Source organism: Polaribacter gangjinensis (assembly GCF_038024125.1).
Classification (GTDB): Bacteria; Bacteroidota; Bacteroidia; order Flavobacteriales; family Flavobacteriaceae; genus Polaribacter; species Polaribacter gangjinensis.
This window is the reverse complement of the sequence record NZ_CP150662.1, coordinates 1,509,096-1,535,109: the sequence shown is the minus strand read 5'-3', so window position 1 is coordinate 1,535,109 and position 26,014 is coordinate 1,509,096. Positions and strand designations below refer to the sequence as shown.

Genomic DNA, 26,014 nt, shown 5'->3' with positions numbered 1-26,014 from the left:
AGGATTGATTTTTTCAAATTAGATTGATAAGAATTCTAAAATTTTTGATTTAAAATACTCGCAAAAATATCCTATAAAAACAATTAAATTTAAAATCCACTTTTAAAATTGTGTCATTATGCTATTTTGAGACATTTTAAAAAAAATGTTATTCAAAAAAATATGAGTTTAATTTCATTAAATTATATTTTTGTCAAAACTAGAGGATTGTAAAAATTTTGTTTTTTACTTAAGATTCTCAAAATAATTATGTTTGTTATTAATTAGCAATACATTTATTTTTGTAAATCAGAAATATATTTCTTCTATTGAATTGTATATAAGTAAACTTTTTATGATTATTGACCTTTTATTTTTTCTTACAGTAAGTTTTTCATTGTTTATAGGTTTTTTTTTAATTTTTAAATTAAAACCACGTAAAGAAAAATTTCATATAATTACAATTGGTTTGTATTATATTATCCATGCCTTGTGTTTTAGTTTTTATTTATTAATTAAATATGAATTGATTATTTATTTTCCTTACTTATATAAAATACCCGCACCGCTTACTTATTTAATTACACCTCTTTCTTTTTTTCATATTCGCTCTCTTATTTACAATAAAAAATCATTAAGGGCTTTTGACATAATTCATTTTACACCCTTTATAATTTTCTTAATTTCGTATTTTCCTTTTTACTTTATGCCTTTAGCAGAAAAAGTAAACTACTTAAAACTAGTTTTTTTAGATTTCAATTTAACTTTTACTGATAATATTGGTTTGATACCAGAAAGCATCAATTCTCTTGGCCGTATTCTACATCCATTATTTTATTTGTTACTTCAATGGATGATGATCTATTCAATGAAAGGTAAAAACTTTAAGTTAATAAATAATAAATTGTACAGTTGGGTGTTTAATTTAACACTGATGCAATCATTTTTTTCAATTAGTCTTGTTGGAGTAGTTATTTTTTCATTTTTATTTCCTGTTTATTTTAAGTTTAGAATATTTGAATATCTGCCTACAGTTTTTACAATTATCTTTTTCTTTAGTATTAGTGTTTATCTAATATGGAATCAAGATGTTTTACTAAAATTAAAATATTTTTCTTTTGAAAACGACATGAATCATACGTTTAATGAAATTAATTTAGGTTCCTTAACTGATATAGTTCAGGAGAAGTTATACTTCACAGATAAAAATTTATCTATCTCTAAATTATCTTTATTATTAAATATAAGCCAAAATGATTTGTCTAAAATTATTAACAAAAGCTATCCCAATTATAATTTTTGGATAAATGAAATAAGAGTTAAATATAGTATTGATTTGATAAAAGAGGATTTTTTAAAAAATTACTCGGTAGAGGCTTTAGCTGAAAAATCAGGATTTAAATCAAAGAATACTTTTTATAGATCTTTTAAAAAATACACGAATACAACTCCAATAATTTTTGAAAAGGAATTAAACTTTTTGTAATTATTTTTCAATAAAAAAGAAATATTGAAAATGTTTAGAAATGTTTTACACAAGTAGGCATTTATAATCTCTTTGTTAATTTAGGTATTGATTAAATTAGGAAATAGGCAATGACAAGACCTATTTTTGCACTTGTGCACGCAATTCACTAATCAAATATTGGGCTTGTTCACTCAAAATGCGCGTCAATAAAAAAGAAGAAACCGCTTGCACCAAAATAGCGCCCAATACAATCCCAATCAAACTATACAATTGCGTCATGTCTTTCTTCGGAATCACCTCGTCTAACAAAATCTTGCTTTGCCAAGGCAATATCAATCCTGACAAACTTTTAATGACAATCAATCCCAAGCCAATAAATACCAAATTTCTACGTGGCCAAATGATGGTGGTAAAGGCTTTCGCCATGGTAACTTTTGGGGTAGAGGTATCGGTTTTTTTGGAAGCGGTTTGTAAATGTTGCATGGGTTGTATTCGTATAGTAATGAATGACAAAAATAACCATTTTAGTGGGTTTATTGCTAAAATACGATATACAAAAAAAACCTTATATTATTTAACCACATAGTAAATATAGAAAAAGGGTTTCATAGCCCAATTCTTGGGATTCACATAGCTATGGTCTACTAAAATTGAGTGAAACGTCTATAAAAAACAATAAAGCTATGTGCCTATGTGGTTTATAACATAAGTTTCTAGAATTATTTACGATTCGCTTTCTTTGCAGTTTTAGCAGCTTTCTTTTCTTTGGGTGTTAACACCGCTTCTTTTTAACGTTCTTTTTTGCGTCTTGTGATTTTGCCATGGTGGTTATTTTTTATGAGTTGATGAATGTTTTGAAATAATTTTAGCCACATAGTAAACACATAGCTATTTGACTCCTAAAATATGGGAATCTATTCCTTTTTCTATATATTCTATGTGGTTAAATACTGTTGCGATAATTACACTTTCAACACAATTCGAAAACGCGCTTTTCCAGCTTCTAAATGTGCAATGGCAGCATTCACGTCTGCCAAATTAAATTCTTCCACTGTGGGATAAATATCATGACGTACACAAAATTCCAGCATTTTTTTAGTCAAGCCAATACTACCAGTCGGACTTCCACCAACCGATTTTTCGCCCATAATCAAACTAAATGCAGGGATGGCCATAGGCTCTAAAACCGCACCAACTGTATGCAATTTTCCTTGAGGAGCCAAAGTAGTCAAGTAAGAATTCCAATCGAGGGTTACATTGGTGGTATTCAAAATAAAATCCAACGAACCTGCAATGCCTTGCAAAGCATCTGGATTGGAAGAATCCACTACTTGGTGAGCTCCCATTTTTAAAATCTCAGCTGTTTTATTCGGATTCGAGCTAAAAGCAGTAACCTCACAACCCCAAGCTTTTAGGAATTTAATAGCCATATGACCCAATCCACCAACACCAATCACACCCACTTTGTCTGTAGGTTGCACGCCCGACAATACAATGGGACTAAATACAGTAATACCCCCACAAAACAACGGACCTGCTTTTGCCATGTCTAAGTCTTTTGGCAACGGAATTACCCACGACCAATGCCCACGAACATAATCTGCAAAGCCACCATGACGTCCTACAATGGTTGCTTGCGAGTCACCGCACAAATGCTGTTTGCCATCTAAACATTGGTTGCAATGCATACACGCTGCCGAATTCCAACCCATGCCTACTTTATCACCAATTTGTAGCCCTTTCACATCCTTACCAATGGCTGCCACTTCACCCACAATTTCATGACCAGGCACTAACGGAAATTGACTCATGCCCCAATCGTTGTTGATCATACTAAGGTCGGAATGGCACATGCCACAGTAAGACACTTTGATGTCTATTTCTTCGTTACCAATGGCAGGCAATTCGTATTGAAAGGCAGTTAATTTTGATCCTGCTTCAGTAGCAGCATAAGCGTTGATGGTTCTCATAATCAATTTTTTAAATGAATGTTGTAAGATACAAAATAAAACCGAACTTCGAACATCAAGTTTCGATCATCGACCATCGGCCTTCGATCATCGAAAATCGCTCATCGAACAAGAAGATACATAGGGGATACGTACGGGATACTTGGGGGATACTTACGGGATACTAGCGGGATAGTGTCTGCAAACTTGTCACAGCAATTTACTATTGTATTTAATTAACAATATTTGAATATTGATTAAGGATAAAAGTATTATTAATATTTACAATATCTTTAAATAAAGTAAAAATCCTATTCGTAGTTTTTATAAAACCTTAGTGTCAATAAATCATGAACAATAAATAAATAGTTTTTAGGGAGCTGTCGTAATAAATTCACTCACAGATACACCTATAAATTTTTTAAAATTTTGAGAAAAAGTATATCGAGATTTAAACAAACTTTCTTCTCCAAGTGAGGCTACAGTATGTTTTTTTAAATAGCCATTTTTTATCAATGATACTGCATAATTAATTTTAACGAGGTTACTAAAATCATTCACAGAGTAATGACAGTAGTATTTAAAAATGACATCCAAATGATGTTTAGGAATTTTTAATTCTTGAGCCATTGTTTTGGTTGTCAACGTTATTGTTGAAATTATGGAGATATTTTTTTGAAGCATTTGAATATCAAGTAAAATCATATCAATTTTGGGAAAAACAACATCAAATACTTTTCTGTCTTTTTGCTCAATGGTTTTTAAAGGTTTTGCGTTCCAAATCAAAATTTCTTGAGGTGTGTTTTCTCGTATTTTTTTTATTAAATGCTGCTCTCCAAAAATTATGACAGGGTTTCTAAACATATAAACAATAAGGATAAGCCATAATAAAGAGGAAAATTTATAGAAAATATTTAAATTTTGATGAGGATTAAATTCACTAAATAAAAAATAATTGGAATAAATTACCAGTAAAAAAGTAATTGTAGCCATTAAAATGGCCCATGTTTTTATAGTTTGGTAATTTTTTTTTTCAAATTGTGAAAGTTTATTTTTTAATACGAGTTCCTTTAGTAACAATACTATTGAAAAAAAATAAGAGACAGAGAAAATAAGATACAGCAAATAATGAATTTTAAAAGAATCCACATAAATATCAATCAAAACTATTGAAATTGGGACAAAAAAATGCAATAATTCTTTCCATCGATTATTATTTTCACGGATAAGTCTGTAGAAGAATAAGTAAAAGATTGGAACTATAAAAAAAGCCAAACTCATTCTAAATTTTAATGGACTATAGGTGTTAGTTGAATACCCTAAAACTTCAATCCCATTTAAAAACCGCTGCAATCCAACAATCAATAAAATAATTAAAAAATAAACATTTGTTTTACGATTTGGTTTGGTATAGCAAATCATTAGAACCATAACAAAGAGACACAAGAATCCTATTAGGAGGGATAAAAGGTTTAATAGCATGTGGCAAATACTTGAAATATGTAACAAATATAGTGTAATATCACTTTACACTCTCAGTTTTGTTTTTACAATGCAGTTATTTGTAAGATGATAAATCCCGATTAATTAAAATAATGAAAAAATCTTACCTACTTTTAGAATTCATCACTCTTTTACTTCTTTCTATTTCCAATTCAGGCGCACAAACTAATGTAACTTCATCTGGAATGTCTATTCAAGGAATTGCTCGTGATGACAAAAATGAAGCGCTAGCAAACATAGATCAATTGGATCTTACATTTATGGTATATTACTTAGTAGGCAGTTCAACCTCACCAACGGAAATTTTACGGAGTACAGCAACAGTAAGAACAGATAATTTTGGGGTATTCTCTTATGTTTTAAATATAAGTATGGATCATTACAATCTTATCAGTAATCAATCTTCGTATTTAAGAGTCAGCTCAGGAAGTGTAATTTTTTCTGATGAAAAATTACAAGCTGTTCCTTATGCAATTCATGCTCAAAATGGGGTACCTACAGGTACTATTGTTGCATTTATTGGTTCAGTAGCACCTTCAGGATGGTTACTTTGTGATGGTTCAGCTATTCCTAACACCCCTTTTACGGAAAATTTAAAAACATTGTTAGGAGCAAATAACACACCCGATCTTAGAGCCATGTTTTTACGCGGTGCTGGAAATGGTAATGGAAAAATAGGTCCTACTTTAAAACAAGTGGTGCAAGATGATATGAAATCGCATTTACATGCTGTAAATATCAATACTAATACAACAGGGAATCATAACCATACAATAACTTTCTCAAATGACGATTTTAATGGTAGTGGAGGTTCTAATAAAAATGGATTAGAAGATGATACCAATGGCGATTCTAGATTTAACCGAAATTTAACGACAAATACAACAGGGAATCATGCTCACAATGTAAATGGCAATACAGCCGATACTGGAGGTGAAGAAACACGCCCAATAAACTACGGAGTTAATTATATTATAAAAATATAAAAACAAAGCACATTTTATCATTATTTACAATCCCTCATTAAATTTTAATGTAATGAAATATATTATTGTATTGCTTGTTTTTTTATTTTGTTGTAATGACATCTTTTCTCAAGACAAATCTGGTGTAAAATCTGTAATTGGAGCTTCCTCATCTCAAAAAAAGAACATAAGGAATACCCGAACACAAACTGTTAACGGAGTAAATAAAACTTTTACTATAGAGAGTGTTAATATTTTAGTGGGGTCCCCTTATCTAGGCTTAACAAAAGGAGCTACTTCTGGAGCCCCATCTACACAAAACTATCAGAAAGATTTGGGTTTCCCTTGGGGTATTCGTTACCTATACAATACATTTTCTGAAGATGCTTTTACAGTTTCTAAAGGCTACTACAGTGATCGAATAGAAATTAATTGGGATATAAAAAAGAATCAGGAAAAAATAGTAAGCATCATAGTTTTTAGAACTGAGGATATCACAAGTACAATACCCAATTGGGGAAATCCACTTAAAATATTAGCTGCGGATGTAGGTACTTTTTCAGATACCAATGTAGAGGGAGGAAAATTATATCGATACAAACTACTAGCAAAGGGTGTTGAGGCTGAAGGCTTAGAAGTTCAATACTCAAATTTTATTACAGGAATTGGGTATAGAAATCCAACAGGCGTTATTACTGGAAATATCAGTTATACTGGAGGAAATCCAGTAAGAGATGTGTTAGTTACTGCAAATCCAACAGGTGCTACTTTGCGTTTTGGGAGTTCACTAAAACTACCCACAAACAGTTACATTTCAGTTCCAAAATTGCACAAAGGATTAAAAGACTCTATTACAATGCAAGCTTGGGTAAAACCTCTAGGTAATTTTACCAATGACGAATTAGTTATTTTTAATTTATTAGGAACGGGAGCAAATGAATCTATCCCTTTTAGCATTGCGTTGCATAACAACATTTTATCTGCAAAAGTGCTAAATCACACCATTTCCTTAAGTAATTTTATTCCAAGTGGTGAAATAGATAATAAAGGCGATGATGTATTGATTCCCATAAATAGCATTAATAACGCTTTCAACCATTTTAGTGTCGTATTGAGAAATAATGAAGTTCCTGAAATTTATATAAATGGACGATTAATCTCTCAAGAATACATTCAAAAAATGAATGCAGTATTAGCGCAAAATAGTTCCACAGCATCACAAACAGTTGCGTTTTCAACGACAAACAAACCTGTTAATATAAATATTCACACAGATAGGCCAACATGGATTAGTTTTAGATCCGGAGGTAAAAAATCAGCATATATTGATGAATTAATAGTGTGGGAAACAGCACTAAATTCATCTCAAATTCAAAGAGATTACAGACGTTATTTGAAAGGAAATGAATCGTATTTACATACATATATCAGAGCTAATGAAAAAACAGGGGATTTTGCTTATGATTTAGCTCATACTGGTTTTAATTTTCATGGTAACGATGCTAAATTAAGTCATTCGCCCATAGCGCCTAGTTGGGCTAATAGTGAAGATAATATCAACAACATTCCAACAAATACTCAATTAGGGGTTTTAGGGGTTTCTGACGAGTTTGGCAATTACGTTATATCTTCTGTCCCCTTCAGTGGTAATGGAGATTCTTTTACAATTGTTCCTTCTCTTGGTAAGCATGAATTCAATCCAAAACAAGTATTGGTTTTTTTAGGAGTAGGATCAACAGTGGTAAATAATGTAGATTTTATTGATAAGTCTTCGTTTGTGTTTAAAGGATTGGTTGTTTATGATAGTAGAGGGGTTTTTCCAGCGACGTCAGATGCTCCTATAACAGGAGATATCAAAGAAGATGAATCATATAATGCATATGTAATAGGAAATCTTAAATATCAAAAAGGAGAATATTGGGCAGAAAAAGACAAAGATGGTACTATTATCCAATTAAATAGATATGCAACCATACCTGTGCCTGATGCATATGTTTATATTGATAATATCCAAGCAATTGATGCAAATAATGTTCCTGTTCAAACAGATATTCATGGTCGTTTTACCATCGAAGTTCCAATAGGAAAGCATGCAATTAGTGTAAGTAAAAGTGCACATACCTTTGATTTTGAAGGCCGATTTCCTGCTAGAGATAGTACTATAATAAATGGAGTAACCTATTTTACCAATACCTATAAAGATTTTTTTGAAGACAGCGACGAACCAATAACTTTCATAGACAATACCAAAATAACTGTTATAGGAAGAGTTGTAGGAGGAAAAATAGAATCCGATAAAACCATTGGATTTGGATTTGATGGTAAAAAAACATTTACATACAATGACACCTCAGGTGCAGAAATAACAACAACTTACACTTCGATTAACAATATTGGTAGCGCACAATTAACTTTAGGTTATATGCCTGTGGGTGCAAATTCAATAACAAATGAATATAAAACTAGTTTTACAACTAATAACGAAACAGGAGAGTTTAGGGTTAATTTATTGCCACTAAGTTATATAATTTCTCAAAATGATTTGAGGTTTGTAAGTGGTATAAATCCAGACAATAATCCACTTTTAACGGCAGATATGCCAATAAATTTTACAGCTATAAAAGCATTCCAATACCCAACATTTGTTCAAGGAAGCACAACAATTACTGGCGAACCATATCAAGAAATTCTAAAATTTACTCACATTGCAATTCCACAACATAATGTAATAAATCAAACTAGTGATACTACAATTACTGCAGATGGCATTAATTACACCATATCACCTAACCAAAATCCACCAATTTATACCCAATTTGCAGATTATTCCATAAGTATTCAAAGCTTAGAAAGGTATTTCAACTACGATATCAATCCTAATGATCCTGAGATAAGTGTTGTGCCTGTTGTAGGGAGCACTTTAATTAAAACTAATAATTTAGCTCTAGAAAACAGTGAAAGTATCAAAGTCTCAGATTTAGATCCAAGCATACTTATTTATAGTTTTAAAGGAGGTATTCCTAACACAGATTCAGCAACTAATTTTAAAAGAACTCTCAATTTAAAAATTAGATCTAACGGTATTGATTATCCTGTAATAAACTATAAAACTGAGGGTATTATATTAGGAGGTGTTGCTGATGGAAGTCAAACTTTTGTGACTGCAGGTCCTGAAATTCCTGATTTTGTATTGCGTGATCCTCCAGGATCGTTTAGTTCTGCTAGTATTGAAAAAGGGTCTTCTTTTAGTTTTTTAAGAGAAAATACCTCAAATACGACCATTGGTAATGAAACAAATGCGACTGTATCATTGGGTTTTACATTAAGTGTAGGTGGTGGACTTGCTGGACCAGTGATGGAATCAGAAACGGTTGCTGATACCACCACAGGAATACTAATGCAACAATCTTCATCTAATGGAAAAAGTATAACAAATACCTATACTTTTAACCAAACAATTACTACAAATAGCGATCCAGATTGGATAGGTAGTGACGCTGATTTGTACATAGGAACTTCGGCAAATCAGTTTTACGGTACGTATGATGAATTGGTGGTTTCAAGTACCTCCACTAATTCAACACCTATTAACGTATTGAATGCTTCAGGTGTTTCGATGATTTTACATCCTAAAATTAATAAAGCACTGTATTTTAGTGAATCACCAGAAAAAACTTTGTTTGTATATTCTCAAAGAAATATTTTGAATGATGTGATTCCAAAATATCAAAACTTTATCGATCAAATAGATAATGGAACTTTACTAGAAAATCAAAATGGGGTACTTTCTAGGGAAGCATATGTTTCTTCAATAAATCTTTGGAGAAAAATTATTCTTAACAATGAATTGGTGAAATATCAAGCTTTTAAAAATAGAAATGCTCTTAAAACCTCTTTAGATGACATTGTTGAGAGCTTGAAAGATCCAGAAACTGGAGCACTCTCTGAAACAGCAAAACAACTAAAAGACTTATTGGATGCTACTTTCTATGAAAACATTTCTTTTGATGCTGGTGTAGGCGAATTTACAAAAGGATTTTCTGTAGAACGGTTAACTACTAGCACCCTTTCATATGAATTACAAATAGATAGTTCAGTGGCAGTGGCTATTGGTGCAGATTTTAATGATACAGGGTTTCAAATGGAAACTACAACAAATAATACGGGTAACTCTTCAAATACAAATGAAGATACTTCAGATGAAACAACTACAATAAGTTATACACTAAGTGATACAGATCCTGGGAATATATTTAGTGTCGATGTAATCAATCCTTTTGATGGAAACGGTCCTATTTTTATTACCAAAGCAGGAGAGACATCTTGTCCTTACGAAACAGAAGAGCTTTCTTATTTTTACAACCCAAATCATGAAAATGTAAAAAACCCATCTGCATTAATAATCAATCTTCCAGAATCTGAACGCATTCCATTATCAGTTGCAACGATAGCTATTGAAAGACCCGAGATAACAGTTGCAGATGCTGACGTATCAGATATTTTTGAAGGGCGTAATGCAGAGTTTGTGCTTAATTTAAGAAATACAAGTACCATCAATAAAGACGCAACCTTTATTTTGATGGTAGATCAATCTACCAATCCAGACAATGCGGATATCAATATAGAGCCAAATGGAACTTTAATTACAATCCCTGCAGGGAAGACAGTGTTTTATACAATGACATTAAAAAAAGTAAAACAAGACCAATATGTATATGATAACATTCGTATATTTTTAAAATCTTCTTGCGATGATGATGCAATAGATGAAGTATTTGTATCTGCTAGTTTTGTTCCTGCATGTTCTCCAGTGACTATCATGGAGCCATCTAACAACTGGCTTCTTAATAGAAATGCTGCATTTGATGGAGTAAATACGAAACCATTAAACATTAAATTAGGTGATTACAATACTACTTTTGATAGTTTTGAAAAAATTAATTTAGAATATAGGTTAAAAGGCACACCCAATTGGGCTAGGATAAAAACCTATTACAAAAACCAATCGGATTATGATATTGCATTGAATGGTGGTGATACTGATATTGAACTTATTGTTGGAAATCAGTTAAATTATGCATGGGATATTGCAGGACTTGGTTTGCCAAACGGTACCTATCAACTCCGTGCTCGTTCTTCTTGCTACAATAATACTACTTTTGAGTCAGATATTATTGAGGGGAATGTAGATCTTACAGCTCCTGTAGTTTTTACTACACCAACTCCTAAGGATGGCATATTAAATCTTGGTGACGATATTACCATTAAGTTTAACGAACCAGTAAAAACAAACAGTACTGTTACAAGATTCGAATTTTTAATTCAAAAAAACCAATTACCTGTAGAACATGGTGTATCGTTAGCTTTTAATGGAGAAAGCAATAAAGGTACGATTACCAAGCCAGCCATTGCAAACGGAGATTTTAGTATTGAGTTTTGGTTAAAAAATTCAAATCCAAATGGAACTTCTACATTATTAATGCAAGAAAATGGCTTAAAAATAGAGCTGTTAAATAACGTATTGAGATATACCATTGGTAACGAAAGTATTGAAGCTTTTATAGCTAATGATGATACGTTTAATCATTATGCACTTTCCTATGATAATTCGGGATTAGTATTAAGCATCATAGAAAATGATATTGAAGTGCAATCTCAACAAGTTTCCAACAGATTGCAATATACCAATAGCGAATCAATTGTTATTGGTGGAAATACTTTTAAAGGAAATATACACGACCTTCGTTTTTGGAAAAAATATATATCAAGAGAAGAGGCTGTTGCCAATATGAACACCATTTTAAATGGAAACGAAAAAAGTCTTTTAGGCTATTGGCCAATAAACGAAGGAAATGGAAACATTGCCAATGACTTGGCTCGTTTTAAATCACTAGTAATAACAAACGCAAATTGGGATATAAAGCCAAAAGGAACATCGTATGAATTTGACGGGACTAATTATTTAAATTTTGATAAAGCAAATAAAGTAATTATTTCTGATGAGATGGACGCTACACTTTCTTTTTGGATGAAAACAAATCAAACTACACAAGGTACAGTTTTATCTAATGGTAAAGGAAATACTACCGATCCAATTGAAGCGAATGGATTCCGAAATAAGTGGGCAATTAGCATAAACGCAAATAATAATCTTGAGTTACAAACAGAAGGAAAAACATATTCTTTTGGTAATAAAAACATAAATGATGACACATGGCATCATTTTGCATTAAGTTTAACTAGAAAAGGAACTATAAGAATGTATGTTGATGGGGAACAATTAGGCTCTTTTTCAAGTGCAGAAATTGGTGGTTTCTCTTCAGCTAATTTATTTTTAGGAGCAAGAGGACAAATACAGGCTTCAGGTGAAATTATCATAGATAATTATTTTAATGGATTCGTTGATGAACTTTGTATTTGGAATATGGCTAGAAATGCTGAACAGATAAAAAATGATCAGTTTTTTGAGTTGGATTATGAAAGTACTGGTTTACTCCTATACTCACCGCTTAATAAACCAGAGGTTACAAATTCTTTTGGACCAAAATATTACTATCCATTCAATGCTTTTGAAAAAACAAGTGATTATGCAGTTTCTAACAAATCAATTTCATTTTCAGAAGTTACCCCTGGCATTAAGCCTTTTCGTCCAACAGAATCGATTGTTTTAAATCCTATTTTTAATGGAAGTGAAATTGTACTTGTTCCAGATATTGCAGATTGGGCAAGTATTGAGGGTAAAGTAGCGCACATCAAGGTTTCTAACCTTAATGATTTATCGGATAATAGTCAGCTTTCACCAGTAACATGGACTGCTTTTATCAATAAAAACCCTGTAAAATGGTTTATTGAAGGACAAAGTGGAATTGTTAATTTAATGCAGCGCACCAATGAAAGCATGTCTTTCGAAATTACTTTAATAAATAAAGGTGGAGTAGAACAACCTTACTCTATTGATCTGCCTAACTGGATATCTGTATCTGCAAAATCGGGAAAATTAGCACCAAATACGACACTTATATTAAATGCCACTGTAGACAAAAACTTGGCAATTGGGAGCCATAACGCTGTTTTATCATTAACAACAAATTATGGTTATAATGAACAAATTCATTTAGATTTTAGAGTGCTTGAAAAAGAACCAAATTTATTTTTAGACCCTACCAAATATACAGAGTCTATGAATATTATTGGGAAACTAAAACTTAATGCTGCCTTTACAGATGATTTTTATGATAAAGTTATTGCAGTTGTAAATGGTGAAGTTCGTGGAATTGCTAGTGTTGTATTTGATGATACTTTCAACGAGTATTTTGTTTTTTTAACTATATATAGTAACCAAGTGAGTGGAGAAAATGTAATTTTTTACATTTGGGATGCATCTGAAGGAAAATTAAAAGAAGCAACTTTAAATGATACTCTTTCTATTGCGTTTCTAGCCGATGAAATTATTGGTAGCTATACAAATCCTGCAATATTTAACAATACGCTTGTTACGGGTCAACAATTATTACTAAATCAAGGATGGACATGGGTATCATTTAACGTAAATGATGAACGTTTCAATAGATTAAATAATCTTACTAAAGATTTAGTACTAAATACCGGTAATTTATTTCAATCTTATGCGCCTGCACTTTTAGATGTTTACCAATATGATGAGCTGAATCCATCCGAAAGTAGTTGGAATGGAACTATTTCTAGCAATGGTGGAATAACAAGTGATAAAATGTATAAAATCAAGTTGTCCTCGCCTCAAAATTTTAATATCAAAGGAATACCAGTAGATTTAAAAACATGGTTTTTTGATGTTTCACAAAATTGGAATTGGCTACCTTATGTAGTTTCAAAAAATACACCTATTGGAGAGGCATTAGCTAATTTAAATGCCACTGAGGGTGACTTTATAAAATCTCAATCTCTGTTTGCTTCTTTTAGTAGTAGTGTTGGCTGGAAAGGATCTTTAACTTATTTAAAAGCAGGTGAAGGTTATATGTTAAGATCAAATTCTGCTCAAAGATTTACATATCCTGATTATTTAAATCAAACAAGTGCAAAAAACAGTTTTATCAAATCAAATAAAAAAGGTGACATAGAAGATGATATTTTACCTTATCAATATGCCCAGTTTCCTAATACAATGAGTATCATAGCCAAATTACCAGATGGTTTTGAGAATCTTTACTTTTATAATGACATGGGTCAACTTAAAGGAAACGCAACAACTCAAGATGTTAATGGAAATAACCTTGCCTTTATAACAGTTTATGGTGACAAGCCCGAAAAACTTATCGCGTATATTGGTTCTGGAAACACTAAACAAGTAACTAATAAATTGTTTAGTTTTTCAACAGATGCCATAATGGGAAGTATTTTAGAGCCTATTATAATTGATTTATTGGAGGATAAAATAACCTTGTATCCAAATCCGTTTCAATCAGATTTAGAAATCGCAATTAATGCAGATGAGGTTGGGGTTGCTCAAATAACAATGAATAACATGTTAGGACAATTAGTTTATGAAAATACATTTGATTTAAAATCAGGTCTGAATAATTTGAAAATAAATCCAAACATTGCAAATGCTACCTATATTCTTAGAATCAAAATAGCAGGAGAAACAATGGTTTATAGGATAATTAAAAATTAAAATAATTATTCAGCAAAAATTGTAGCATCATTTTTATGAAGTAAATTTTAAAATATGAAAATAATAACTTTCTTATGTATTCAATTTTTTTTAATATCAAATTTAGTTGTAGCTCAAGTACCAAGTTGGAAAGTTGATGAAAATACATATCAGTACTCTATGACCTTTTTAGCAAAACTAAATGCTAATGGTAAACAATTAGTGAGTGCAAATGATAAAGTAGCAGCATTTTTTGGCAATACATGTAGAGGTGTAAGTGGACTAACATATGTAGCCTCTAAAAATAACTATTATGCGTATCTTACAGTATTTTCAAATACTCAAGGTGAGGTAATAAAATTTAAATTATATGACAGCACCAATGACAAAGTCATTGAAGTAAGTAAACAAATTTCATTTAATGTAAATGAACACAAGGGGAATTTATTTCAATCTTATAGCATTGCAGAACCTACATTAAATAATAAAGCAGAGGTATTAACTTTTGATTTTATGAATATAAAAACGGTATCATCATCAATTAATAATGGAAAGATATCAATTAATATTTATGATATTAATGATCTAACCTTATTAAAACCAATTTTTAATGTAAGTAAAGGAGCTAAATTATTAAAAAATAGAGTTTTACAAAAATCAGGAGAAAACACAGTTAATTTCACCTCCGAAATACTGTATGAGGTTTTGTCTGAGGATGAATCGAGTTTAAACAATTACATAGTATTTGTACAGAAAGTTCCCACACCTACTTTATTTTACAAAAAAGATGCTGTATGTTATGCTCGTGGAGCCATAAAGGTAGTATCAAATAAAGAAGGGAAAACGGTTACAATTAATAAAAATGGGAAAGTAATTTTCACAAAAAAAATTATAAATGGAGAGGCTACTTTTACTGATTTAGAGGTAGATTCTTATATAGTTTCTATTGATTCTGAGGTGAAACTCATAAATATTGATTTAAAAACAAAATAATTATGAAACAAATAAATAGTAATAAATTAAAGGTAGTATTGGTTCTTTCAATTATACTTTTATTTTTACAGTGCGAGAAAGGTCAAGATTTGAGTTGTAATGAGGTTTCTCAAGGGGATTTTGTTTTAGTGGAGTAATTTTTTAACCTACCAAAAACGATAAAAGGAATTAATTGAAATTTTAGATAAAACATAGCTAAATTTTATCTAAAATTTCAATTATATTCTTAAACTATTCTAATTGTTAATTTCAATAAAACTTAAAGAAAAAACTTTAAACTTATTGAACAACAATCTTTTGAGTTCCAAAATTCACTTCCGAACTGATTACTTTCATCAACACAATTCCGGGAGCCAAAGAAACAGTCATTTCAAATGCATTCATTCCTTTTTGCAAGGTCATTGTGCTGCTGTATACAACTTTTCCGGTAACATCCATTAACAATACGGTTGCTTGGGTGGTATGTGTACTGAATAAGGTTGTTTTTAAATATCCTTTAGACGGATTTGGATACGTTGAAAAGCTATTCTCTTTGAGGCCAAATTCAGTTGCATCATTTCTAGCTTCAAAGTTATCTTTGATAGCTGTTTTTGATTGAGCTTCTCCCACAGTTACAGTAACATAGCCTGTATCTGCAAAACCTTTTGCATCGGTAATCGTATAATCAAAAGAATCAATTCCTGTAAAACCGTTTTTAGGAGTATAGGTAACTTTTCCGTTTACTATGGCAATGTCTCCGCCTTTTACACTCGCATGAAATATTTTACCATTGGTTAAGGTCAGTGCATGCGTTGCGTTAGGGCCATTGGCGCCAAAGCTATCGTTGGCAAGCACATCAATAATGGTATTAGAATTTCCAGGTTGAACGGTAATAGCATCGTTCACAGCATTCAAAGGGCCACTAGCAACAACGGCTTCTTTTATAGTAAGGGTAACTATGGCAGTGGTTTCATCGCCATTTGCATCGGCAATAGTATAAGAAAAACTGTCTGTTCCTAAAAAACCTCCAGTTGGAGTGTAAGTTAACGAAGAAGAGTTACCGGTAACCGAAAATCCTTGAAGGCTATTAGCATCATAAGAAATAATATACAAACCTGTACCAGTATCGTTGGCCAATACGTCTAAATTAGTAGCCGTATTCAAGATCACATCAAAAGCATCGTTTGTAGCAACACCAGATACGTTTCCTCCAACAGTTACTGTTACAATCCCCTGAGCAGCAAATCCTTTTGAATCGGTAAGCGTATAGGTAAAAGTGTCAATACCTGCAAAGCCTGCTTTAGGCGTATAATTTACTTTTCCATTGACTACGCTGATGTCCCCACCATTATTACTTGCATGGAATATTTTACCATTTGTCAGTGTCAAAGGATGCGTTGCGTTAGGGCCATTGACACCAAAATTGTCGTTAGCAACAACATCAATAGGAGTGTTGGTACTATTGATACCTACTGTAACTGCGTCATTCACGGCGCTGAGTACACCACTTGAAACCACAGCTGCTTTTACAGTAAGGGTAACTGTAGCTGTAGATTGGTTTCCATTGGCATCTTCTATGGTATAATTAAAACTGTCTTGTCCAACATATCCTCCAGTAGGAGTATAGGTCAACAATGAGCTAGTGCCTGAAACGGAAAAACCTTGTGCGCTTGTTACATCATAAGAAACTATGGTAGAATTGGCAGTATCATTGGCTAAAACATTTAAGGGGGTTGCTGTATCAACCTCTACGTCAAAAGCATCATTTACAGCCACAGCTGCTACTGCACCACCAACAGTAATGCTAACAATTGCTTTGTCTGCAAATCCTTTGCTATCTGTTAGAGTATATTCAAAAGAATCCACTCCTGTAAATCCGGTTTTAGGAGTATAGTTTACCTTGCCATTTACCACGGCAATATCTCCTCCATGAACGCTCGCAGTTACTAATTTCCCTCCGGGTAAGGTCAAAGGATGTGTGGCGTTAGGGCCATTTACTCCATAATTGTCGTTAGCAACCACATCAATAGGGGTGTTGGCGCTATTGATGCCCACAGTAATAGCATCATCTACAGCATTCAGCACACCAGCTGAAACCACAGCGGCTTTTACAGTTAGCGTAACTGTAGCAGTAGATTGATTTCCGTTAGTATCTTGAATGGTATAACTAAAACTATCTTCACCTAGATATCCTCCAGTTGGAGTATAGGTTACATTTGAAACAGTTCCTGAAACTACAAAACCTTGGGCACTAGTTACATCAAAAGAAACTATGGTAGTATTGGTAGTATCGTTTGCTAAAACATCTAAAGCAGTAGCTGTATCAACTACTACATCAAAAGCATCATTTACAGCCACAGCAGCCACAGCACCACCAACAGTGATAGTAACCAATCCTTGGTCAGCATATCCATTGCCATCTGTAATGGTATACACAAAAGTATCAATCCCTGCAAATCCGGCTTTTGGGGTGTAGTTTACCTTACCATCAACTACGGCAATATCTCCGCCATTGGCACTTGCAGTAACCAATTTACCTCCAGGCAAAGTCAATGGGTGAGAAGGATGCACTCCGTTAGGACCATAGGCATCATTCGCAGTTACATCAATTGGAGTATTGGCACTATTGACGCCCACAGTAATGGCATCATCAACGGCACCAAGAGGCGCAACATAGGCTTCTACAGTAATAAATACAGTAGCAGTTGCTTGCCCTCCATTGGCATCTTCGAGGGTATACGTAAAACTATCTTGACCGATAAAACCAGTTGCAGGGGTATAGCTTAATAATGAGGCAGTATTGCTAACTGGAAATCCTTGTGCACTCAAAGCATCAAAAGCAACAATACTTGTATTGGATGAATCGTTTGCCAAGACATCCATAGAAAGCGTAGTGTTTTCTACCATGGTATACTTATCATTCGTAGCAAAAGTGATGCTTTCTAAAGGTTCAATTTTTAAATAGTCAATAACCATTGTATGTGTACCTCCCCAATTAAAGGCTCCTGCCCAAGGCAATTGACGAAATCCGATGATAACCTCAGAGACTCCTTTTGCAATGCTAGTAGTGATGGTTTCTTGCAAAACACCATCAATAAAAAAGTCTATTTTGTCTTCTCTCCAGTCAATGGTGTAGATATGAAATTCATCATCAATCAATGATATTTTTTCATTCAGTTGATTCACCACAGGTTTCATAGTACCCGTAAAAGGTTGGTTGGTGTTTTCATTGGCGTTGCCCCAAGTGTTGTATCGAGCATCTGTCCAACCTCCATTAAAAGGGAGAGTTTCATGCCAAGGAACTGCGCTATCTCTTGCAACAACCTCAATATCTACTTCGTTAAAGATTTCTCCTTCTTGATTGTAGGTAAAAAGAAATCCGACCAAACCGCCATCAACAACGGCACCTTTCATACGAACTTCTAGGCGATGGTTTTGGGCAACACCACCAAATTCGAGGGTTTGAAAGGGATGAATCCAATCCAAATCATTACTGATATCGGCATCTACCGTTAAATAGGCATAACCGTCACCAGGCATAAAATCGGTCCATGAAACTTGGTTTGGATATATTTCATTGTGAAATGTCCAATAGCTTCCAACGGGCAGATTCGTAGGATATCCTTGCGAATTAAAATCTTCAAAATAGGTAATGGAATTTGCGTTTGTTTGTGCAAATACATTGTAGGAAAGTAAAAAAAGTGCACACAAAGATGCCATTCTTTTACGTATTACTAGTATACTAGTAATGCTAGGGGTATGCTTTTTAATCATTTTTAGGGTGTGGGTTTAGGGGTGATTAAAAGTCTGATTAAAATTATAATGAACGTGAAAGGTTGCAAATATATAAAAAAATCATTTGAAAATTACAATCATATAAAAATGAAGTGAATAGAGCAATGAAATGAAAGGTTTTCCAAGCAAACAAAAGGCATCAGAAAGTATATGCTAAAGAACCCACGAATATATTTTAAAAGAAAATAAAAATGCGAAGCTCCAATAACCAACCAACAAAAAAACAGGCAACCATTTTTTAAAATGGCTTTCCTAAGCCATAAACTAACAACCAAAGGAAACTGGTTTACGCTTTTTGAATTGTTATCGTTTCAGATTGGAATTTGTTTTTACCAAAATCTAACGTACGAATTGGAAACGGAATATTGATAGCATGAGAATTATAAGCCGTTTTGATGGCCATAATGCCATTACTTTGCGCCTCTAAAATCTCTCTTTTACCAGTGGCATCTGTCCAAAAACGAATCATATAGTTGATGGAGCTATCTCCGAATGCAGTGTAAAAAAATTCAATTTCTTCTTGAGGTTTTTGTTTAAAAATACCTGCAATTGCTTGAATGGTTATTTTTTTCACATCCTCTAAATTGCTCTCATAACCAACACCACAAGTAATGGTAATTCGAGAGCGTTTGGTAGCACTGTAATTTTTAAAAGGTGCATCAATAATTTTAGAATTCGGAATAGCAACCAAATTATTATCTGCCTCTTTAATGGTTACATTTCGTAAATTGATGTCTGTTACTTGACCTTCATGACCATTAGACACAATCCAATCTCCAATCTGAATATTGGGTAAAAAAGACAAGATAAAACCAGAAAAGGTATTGTGTAATGTGCCTTGCAATGCCAAACCAACCGCCAATCCAACCACACCTGCACCTGCAAGTACAGAGGTGAGTACTTGGTCTAAATCTAAGATGGCTAAAGCAGTGAAAAATCCAATCAGGGTAATGATGATAGACGAAGTGCGGCCTAAAATCACTTTGATAGATTCTTGCGAAACCTTTTTTAAAACCACATTTTTGATAAAGGTGCTCACATATTTGGCAGCGTACCAAAAGATTGTAAAAACAATGATTGCGAGTATAAAGTTGGGAAGTTTTAAAATAATCGATTCGCCCCAACCATACATTTTTTCTACTACTTTTTCAAACGTTTTGCTGAGATCGAAGTTTTTAATAAGTAAAGAGATCATGTATCAATGTTGATTTTTAGGTGTGAGAAATTCAAAGATACTATTTTTTGAGTTTTGATAAAAGTGGGAGATAGTTAGAATTTGTAATGAAGCTTTAGTTTACACCCTTACATGTCCATCACCAAAAACATAATATTTATTAGTAACCAATTGTTTCAGTCCTAAAGGACCTCTGTGATGCAACTTATCCGTACTTATTGCCAACTCAGCACCAACACCCATTTGCCCTCCGTCTGTAAAGCGAGTTGAGGCATTGTGATATACAGCAGCACTGTCCACCTGCTGCATAAATGTAAGGGCAGTATCTTTGTTTTCAGTGATAATACTTGCAGAATGCCCCCCAGAATATCGATTGATTTTTTGTACAGCTTCTTCTAAACTGCTTGTTTTTGCCACTACTATTTTCATTGCTAAAAACTCCTCATACCAAATTGTCTCTGAGTTAATTGTTGGGACATCATTTAGTATTTTTGAAGTTGCGTCATCTGTTAAAATCGCTACCTGATGTTCATCAAGCATGTTTTTAAGTGCTTTGAGTTTTTCAGGAAATTGGGCAATATCTTCATGAATCAATACTTTGTCAAGGGCATTACATCCTGATATTTTATGAGTTTTTGCATTGAGAATTACGCTCATGGCTTTTTCCCAATCTGCATCTTCATGAACATACAAAAAATTATTTCCTCTTCCACTTATCAACACAGCACAAGTAGCGTGCTCTTTTACAAACTGAATCAAACGTTCTCCACCACGTGGTACAATCAAATCTATTTTTTCAGGCGGGTTTTTTAAAAATGATTGAGTTTCTATTCTGTTCAAATGCAATAAGCGAATCCAATCTTTTTCAAGTCCGTTTGCTGTTAAAGCTTCGTGCCAACATTGTTCTAAAATACGATTGCTATGAAATGCTTCTTTACCTCCTTTTAATAAAATTTTGTTGTTTGCTTTAAATGCCAATACAGCAGCTTCAATTGTTACATCGGGTCTGGATTCGTAAATAATCATGATAGTTCCAAAAGGAGCCGTTTTATTGATGATGTGTAAGCCACTATTTAAAGTAATATTAGAAATGTCTTTGCCAACAGGGTCTGATTGCGCTTGGACTTCTTTGATGGCTTTAATCATTTCATCTACTTTTTTTGAATTCACCACCAATCGATCATAAAGCGCTTTGTCTTCTTGATCAAAAGCAGCTAAATCTTTCTTGTTTTCAGCGATAATTTCCTCTCTTTTACAATCTAATAGATGTATCATCGTTTCAAGTACATTGTTTTTTAGGTGGCTAGGTATGAGTTTCATATAGAGTTTTTTAAGGTTATAAAAATGATAGAATAGGCGTTATAAAATAAATTTAGTCCCTATTTGTTTGTGGTCGATAATGTCAACAATTACGTTGTGTTTTTTACCATTGGCGATATAAGTGGGGATATTTTTTCGAGCAGTACCTTTGGCAACCTTTAATTTAGAAGCCATTCCACCACGACCTTCACCTTCTTTTTTATCAGACGATTGCACATAATGTTCTACTTTTTGATCTGTAGTAACCACATTGATTTTTACAGAATCTTCATCATCAGGATGACCAGTAAACAATCCGTCTGTATCCGATAAAATAATCAATCGATCTGCATCTAACAATTCAGCAATCAAACTTGCCAATTCATCATTATCAGAAAACATGGAAGTGGTTAAAGAAACGGTATCATCTTCGTTGGCAATCGGAATAACCCCTTCTGAAAGCAATCCTTCGTAACAATTGATCATATTTTCACGATACTTACCCGGATCAAAATCTCGTTTGGTCGCCAATACTTGTCCACAACGCATTCCGAAATCCTGAAAAAGCGTGTAGTAGCGACGCATGATTCTTGGTTGACCAACAGATGAGTAAACCTGTCGTCTTTGTGATTTGTCTTTTATCTTGGTATCGCCTAAAATTTCAATTCCTGCAATGGCTGAGCCCGATGAAACTAAAATTACTTGAATGTCTCTTTCGTACAAAACGGCAATTTGCCTCACCAATTCTCTTAATATAGGACCTTGAATTCTGTTGTCCTTGTTGGTCAATACATTGGTTCCTACTTTTACTACGATTCGTTTGATTGTGTCTTCCATATTATGAGTCTTTTCCTAATTCAACAGCCCTATCAAATGCAGCATAGGCAGCATCTTGAATGAGTTGTTTTACATTATTATCGTCCATAGAATCTATGGCTGCTTGAGTGGTTCCTCCTTTTGAGGCAACTCGACTAATCCATCCTTCAGGAGATAAATCAGATTGACTGAAAAGTTCAATAGCACCTTCAAATGTATTGCTAACCAATACTTTTGAGTCGTATTCTGAAAAGCCCATTTTGAGAGCAGCTTCCAACATGGATTGCATAAAGTAAAACACATAAGCAGGACCACTTCCTGAAATTCCGGTTGATGCATCAATAAATTTTTCGGTTTGTACATGAATTGAGGTTCCTGTAGTATCTAAAAAATGACGAATACTCATCAATTCTACTTTTGATACTTCTTTGGATGCTGTGTAAGAGGTAACTCCTTTACCCACCTTAGCAGGTAAATTAGGCATGGTTCTTACTACTTTTTTAATGCCCAAACTATCTTGAATGGTTTGAATATTGACACCTGCCATTAAAGAAACCACTATATGCTCTTGATGGATATACGGAATCATGTTTTCAAAAAGGGTAGCACTGTGATAGGGTTTTACAGCGATAAAGACAATGTCTGCACTCGGCAAACAGTCTTTTAAATCTGTATAAACTTCAAAATGATTTTCTTTTTTTAGAGCTGCAATTTTATTGGGATCAGTATCATAAATTTTAAGTCTTTTACTCCCTAATAAGGTAGATTTGGACATGCTTTCGGCGTAGGTGAGTCCCATATTTCCTGCGCCTATTACTAATAGTTTCATTTGATCTTTTGTTTTATTTACATCAATAATGCCGCAAGGACTGTGCAATAGTGCCAAAAAAATAAAGAAATTTCAGGAATTAAGAGATTGCCACCAAATACGCTGTTTTGTTACGAACTTCAAAATAGATTCATACAGCAGCTATCATATTGAAAAATGAGGCCTTAGTTTTGGTGACAGGCTGTCAGTGACAAATGTGGGAAAAACAGCTTTTTATTTTAAAAACTGTTTTTAAAACACATTATTTTATTGATTATGAACTTCTTATCATCTATTTGTAAAAATGTATTGAACAAAAAAAAGACTGTTTATATAAACAGTCTTTTTAGAATATAAGGAAGCGTTAAAGATTAGTCTCTTCTTGGCTCTCTTGGTTTACGATCATCACGCCCACGATTGTCACGACCGCGATTGTCACGATTGTTGTCTCTTGGACGATCGTTATTTTCTCTTGGTGGTCTTGCTACGTAACCTTCTGGTTTTGGTAAAATTGCTTTTCTAGATACTTTTTCTTTGCGCGTTTTAGGATCAATTCCGAAATATTTCACTTCAAAAACATCGCCTAAATTCACAACGTCTGTAACGTTTTCTGTGCGTTCCCAAGCCAATTCACTTACATGCAATAATACTTCATTTCCAGGAGCAGCTGTATATTCAACAACAGCACCAAAGTCAAGCATTTTAATTACTTTCACTTCATATACATTGCCAACTTCTGGTTTGAAAAGCATTGATTCTAAACGTTTCAAAACCGCTTCAACACCTGCTGGTTTGGTACCTAAAATTTCAATAATACCTTCTCCAGTAGTTGGGTCTTCATTGATAACAATGGTAGTTGCAGTTTCTTTTTGCAATTCTTGAATGTGTTTGCCACCTGGACCAATAAATGCACCAATCAAACTATTAGGAATTGTTCTTGTGATGATTTTTGGAGCATGAGCTTTTACTTCTGGGTTTGGTACAGCAATCGTATCTGTCAACTTACCTAAAATATGAATACGTCCATCACGTGCTTGTTTCAATGCTTGGATAATTACATCATAAGGCATCCCTTTGATTTTCATATCCATCTGACAAGCCGTAATTCCATCAGCAGTACCAGTTACTTTAAAGTCCATATCACCCAAGTGATCTTCATCACCCAAAATATCAGACAATACTGCAAAACGCTCTCCATCAGAAATCAATCCCATAGCAATACCAGATACGGGTTTTACCATTTGTACTCCTGCATCCATCAACGCCATAGTTCCTGCACAAACAGTTGCCATAGAGGATGATCCGTTTGACTCTAATATTTCAGAAACGATTCTTACAGTGTAAGGACAATCTGCAGGAATCATATTTTTTAAAGCACGTTGTGCCAAGTTTCCGTGACCAATTTCTCTACGTGAAGTGCCTCGTAAAGGTTGTGCCTCACCTGTAGAAAAAGGAGGGAAGTTATAATGCAAATAGAATTTTTCCTCTCCTTGATACGAAGGCATATCTACTTGATTTGCCTCTCTTGAAGTTCCTAAAGTTACGGTTGCTAACGCTTGAGTTTCTCCACGTGTAAAAATAGATGAACCATGAACTGATGGTAAATAATCTACTTCACACCAAATAGGTCTGATATCGGTAGTTTTTCTTCCGTCTAAACGCAAACCTTCTGATAAGGTCAACTCTCTTACCGCTTCTTTTTCAACTTTATAAAAATAGGTTTTAATCAAACCTTCATTTTCAGCCAATTCTTCTTCAGTAAATGCAGCAATTACTTCATCTTTTACAGCTGAAAAAGCATCACTTCTGTCTTTTTTACTATGAGCTCCTTTTGCAATTGCATAAATTTTGTCATAGGCTAATTCTCTTACTTTTGCAGCAATCGTTTCGTCTGTTTTTGCAGGCGTATATGTCCTAGGTTCTTTTTTACCAAAAGCCTCTGCCAATCGTACTTGTGCTCTACATTGGATTTTAATAGCTTCGTGGGCAAAACGGATTACTTCTACCATTTCTTCTTCAGAAATTTCTTTCATCTCGCCTTCAACCATCATTACAGAATCTTCTGATGCACCAATAACCATATCTACATCCGACAATTCTAATTGTGCTTGATTTGGATTGATGATCAATTCACCGTTAATTCTTCCTACACGAACTTCAGAAATTGGGCATTCAAAGGGAATATCTGATAATTGGATTGCTGCAGAAGCTGCTAATCCTGCTAAAGCATCAGGCATTACATTTTCGTCATGAGACATCAACTGAATCATTACTTGTGTTTCTGTTCTATAGTCTGATGGGAACAATGGACGTAAAACACGGTCTACAATTCGCATTGTCAATACTTCACCATCACTAGGACGTGCTTCTCTTTTGAAAAATCCTCCAGGAAAACGACCTGCAGAGGCAAATTTTTCACGATAATCAACAGTTAATGGAAAGAAATCTAATCCGCTTTCTTTGTATGAAGAAACTACGGTACATAATAACATGGCATTACCCATTTGAACAACAACTGAACCGTGCGCTTGTTTCGCTAATTTACCGGTTTCTAAGGAGATGGTTCTTCCATCTCCAAGGTCAATGACCTCTCTAAATACTTTTGGAATCATAAATGTTTACTAATAAATTTTTTAATTTGTTTGTTGTTGTTGTGT

At 33.5% G+C, this 26,014-nt stretch carries 12 protein-coding genes and 1 pseudogene; 4 read left to right on the top strand and 9 right to left on the bottom strand.

Annotation, left to right across the window (positions count from 1 at the left end; all coding sequences use genetic code 11):
* The first annotated feature begins 253 nt into the window (after positions 1–253).
* The gene (locus tag WHA43_RS06830; protein ID WP_146104906.1) at positions 254–1,465 is read left to right on the top strand and encodes an AraC family transcriptional regulator; all 1,212 of its coding nucleotides are present in this window, start codon (positions 254–256) and stop codon (positions 1,463–1,465) included.
* Between the two features lie 123 nt (positions 1,466–1,588).
* Here WHA43_RS06830 and WHA43_RS06825 read toward each other — a convergent pair.
* The 3 genes and pseudogenes from WHA43_RS06825 to WHA43_RS06815 form a co-directional block, all read right to left on the bottom strand.
* Positions 1,589–1,930, bottom strand: a pseudogene (locus WHA43_RS06825) (ABC transporter ATP-binding protein); the annotation flags it as partial.
* A 479-nt stretch (positions 1,931–2,409) separates the two neighbouring features.
* Positions 2,410–3,417, bottom strand: coding sequence for an NADPH-dependent aldehyde reductase Ahr (ahr, locus tag WHA43_RS06820; protein ID WP_105046343.1), 1,008 nt, complete (start codon positions 3,415–3,417; stop codon positions 2,410–2,412).
* Between the two features lie 351 nt (positions 3,418–3,768).
* Positions 3,769–4,761, bottom strand: coding sequence for a helix-turn-helix domain-containing protein (locus tag WHA43_RS06815; RefSeq protein WP_170039532.1), 993 nt, complete (start codon positions 4,759–4,761; stop codon positions 3,769–3,771).
* Between the two features lie 230 nt (positions 4,762–4,991).
* Between WHA43_RS06815 and WHA43_RS06810 the strand changes: the two genes are divergently transcribed.
* From WHA43_RS06810 to WHA43_RS06800, 3 genes are read left to right on the top strand one after another with little or no spacing between them, the layout of a single operon-like run.
* A complete protein-coding gene (locus WHA43_RS06810; protein ID WP_105046341.1) occupies positions 4,992–5,885 on the top strand; it encodes a tail fiber protein in 894 nt (297 codons plus the stop codon).
* A 52-nt stretch (positions 5,886–5,937) separates the two neighbouring features.
* A complete protein-coding gene (locus WHA43_RS06805) occupies positions 5,938–14,514 on the top strand; it encodes a LamG-like jellyroll fold domain-containing protein (protein ID WP_105046340.1) in 8,577 nt (2,858 codons plus the stop codon).
* Positions 14,515–14,568: 54 nt separating this feature from the next.
* Positions 14,569–15,486 (top strand): hypothetical protein, encoded by a 918-nt coding sequence (locus tag WHA43_RS06800; protein ID WP_105046339.1) that lies wholly within the window; start codon positions 14,569–14,571, stop codon positions 15,484–15,486.
* Positions 15,487–15,765: 279 nt separating this feature from the next.
* Here the strand turns inward: WHA43_RS06800 and WHA43_RS06795 are convergent, their stop codons facing one another.
* The 6 genes from WHA43_RS06795 to WHA43_RS06770 form a co-directional block, all read right to left on the bottom strand.
* Positions 15,766–19,185, bottom strand: coding sequence for an Ig-like domain-containing protein (locus WHA43_RS06795; RefSeq protein ID WP_170039529.1), 3,420 nt, complete (start codon positions 19,183–19,185; stop codon positions 15,766–15,768).
* Positions 19,186–19,546: 361 nt separating this feature from the next.
* Positions 19,547–20,455, bottom strand: a complete 909-nt coding sequence (locus WHA43_RS06790) for a mechanosensitive ion channel family protein (RefSeq protein ID WP_105046337.1) — start codon at positions 20,453–20,455, stop codon at positions 19,547–19,549.
* 99 nt (positions 20,456–20,554) lie between these two features.
* Entirely contained in the window at positions 20,555–21,754 is a 1,200-nt protein-coding gene (locus WHA43_RS06785; protein WP_105046336.1) for a glutamate-5-semialdehyde dehydrogenase, read from the bottom strand.
* A gap of 39 nt (positions 21,755–21,793) precedes the next feature.
* A complete protein-coding gene (proB, locus tag WHA43_RS06780; protein ID WP_105046335.1) occupies positions 21,794–22,570 on the bottom strand; it encodes a glutamate 5-kinase in 777 nt (258 codons plus the stop codon).
* A 1-nt stretch (position 22,571) separates the two neighbouring features.
* Positions 22,572–23,378, bottom strand: coding sequence for a pyrroline-5-carboxylate reductase (gene proC, locus WHA43_RS06775; protein WP_105047318.1), 807 nt, complete (start codon positions 23,376–23,378; stop codon positions 22,572–22,574).
* 350 nt (positions 23,379–23,728) lie between these two features.
* Positions 23,729–25,969: a polyribonucleotide nucleotidyltransferase gene (locus WHA43_RS06770; protein ID WP_105046334.1), complete on the bottom strand. Its 2,241-nt coding sequence runs from the start codon at positions 25,967–25,969 to the stop codon at positions 23,729–23,731.
* Between the last annotated feature and the right edge of the window lie 45 nt (positions 25,970–26,014).

Coding starts and splice junctions, on each gene's coding strand:
- ahr (WP_105046343.1), bottom strand. CDS start 3,417: ATGAGAACCATCAACGCTTATGCTGCTACTGAAGCAGGATCAAAATTA.
- WHA43_RS06810 (WP_105046341.1), top strand. CDS start 4,992: ATGAAAAAATCTTACCTACTTTTAGAATTCATCACTCTTTTACTTCTT.
- WHA43_RS06805 (WP_105046340.1), top strand. CDS start 5,938: ATGAAATATATTATTGTATTGCTTGTTTTTTTATTTTGTTGTAATGAC.
- WHA43_RS06800 (WP_105046339.1), top strand. CDS start 14,569: ATGAAAATAATAACTTTCTTATGTATTCAATTTTTTTTAATATCAAAT.
- WHA43_RS06795 (WP_170039529.1), bottom strand. CDS start 19,185: ATGGCATCTTTGTGTGCACTTTTTTTACTTTCCTACAATGTATTTGCA.
- WHA43_RS06790 (WP_105046337.1), bottom strand. CDS start 20,455: ATGATCTCTTTACTTATTAAAAACTTCGATCTCAGCAAAACGTTTGAA.
- WHA43_RS06785 (WP_105046336.1), bottom strand. CDS start 21,754: ATGAAACTCATACCTAGCCACCTAAAAAACAATGTACTTGAAACGATG.
- proB (WP_105046335.1), bottom strand. CDS start 22,570: ATGGAAGACACAATCAAACGAATCGTAGTAAAAGTAGGAACCAATGTA.
- proC (WP_105047318.1), bottom strand. CDS start 23,378: ATGAAACTATTAGTAATAGGCGCAGGAAATATGGGACTCACCTACGCC.
- WHA43_RS06770 (WP_105046334.1), bottom strand. CDS start 25,969: ATGATTCCAAAAGTATTTAGAGAGGTCATTGACCTTGGAGATGGAAGA.